The following is a 1,254-nucleotide window of genomic DNA, read 5'->3' on the forward strand; positions in this document are numbered from 1 at the left end:
CTCCTGACGCTGCGCGGCCTGTTCAGGATCAAGAACGCGGACGAAGAGAAGCGCAAGCCGGTGCCGCTCGACCAGGTCGAGCCGGCCAAGGACATCGTCAAGCGTTTCGCCACCGGCGCGATGAGCTTCGGCTCGATCTCGCGCGAGGCGCACACCACGCTCGCGATCGCCATGAACCGGATCGGCGGCAAGTCGAACACCGGCGAGGGCGGCGAGGAAGCCGACCGCTTCAAGCCGCTGCCGAACGGCGATTCCATGCGCTCGGCGATCAAGCAGGTCGCCTCGGGCCGCTTCGGCGTCACCACGGAGTATCTCGTCAACTCCGACATGATGCAGATCAAGATGGCGCAGGGCGCCAAGCCCGGCGAAGGCGGCCAGCTGCCCGGCCACAAGGTCGATGCGACCATCGCAAAGGTCCGGCATTCGACGCCGGGCGTCGGCCTGATCTCGCCGCCACCGCACCACGACATCTACTCGATCGAGGATCTGGCGCAGCTGATCTACGACCTCAAGAACGTCAACCCGGACGGCGCGGTCTCGGTCAAGCTCGTCTCGGAGATCGGCGTCGGCACGGTGGCCGCGGGCGTGGCCAAGGCGCGCGCCGACCATGTCACCATCGCGGGCTTCGAGGGCGGCACCGGCGCTTCGCCGCTCACCTCGATCAAGCACGCGGGATCACCGTGGGAGATCGGCCTCGCCGAAACCCACCAGACGCTGGTGCGCGAGCGGCTGCGCAGCCGCATCGTGGTCCAGGTCGACGGCGGTTTCCGCACCGGCCGCGACGTCGTGATCGGCGCGCTGCTCGGTGCCGACGAGTTCGGCTTCGCCACCGCGCCCTTGATCGCGGCCGGCTGCATCATGATGCGCAAGTGCCACCTCAACACCTGCCCGGTCGGCGTCGCGACCCAGGACCCGGTCCTGCGCAAGCGCTTCACCGGCCAGCCCGAGCATGTGATCAACTACTTCTTCTTCGTCGCCGAGGAGGTCCGCGAGATCATGGCCTCGCTCGGCTTCCGCAGCTTCAACGAGATGATCGGCCAGGTGCAGCTGCTCGACCAGACCAAGCTGGTCGCGCACTGGAAGGCCAAGGGCCTCGACTTCTCCAAGCTGTTCGTCAAGCAGAAGGAAGAGAAGGGCCAGAAGATCTATCACTCCGAGCGCCAGAACCATCATCTGGAAGCGGTGCTCGACCGCACGCTGATCGAGCAGGCGACGCCTGCGCTCGACCGCGGTGCGCCGGTGAAGATCGAGGCC

Annotated in this window: 1 protein-coding gene; it reads left to right on the plus strand. The window is 67.0% G+C overall.

Translation table 11 applies throughout. The annotated features are described in order from the left end of the window. Nucleotides 1-1,254: glutamate synthase-related protein (locus tag ABIB80_RS39315; RefSeq protein WP_354129652.1), on the plus strand; the 1,254-nt coding region annotated here is incomplete at both ends.

The sequence above is a fragment of the Bradyrhizobium sp. i1.15.2 genome, assembly GCF_040548425.1.
Taxonomy (GTDB): domain Bacteria; phylum Pseudomonadota; class Alphaproteobacteria; order Rhizobiales; family Xanthobacteraceae; genus Bradyrhizobium; species Bradyrhizobium canariense.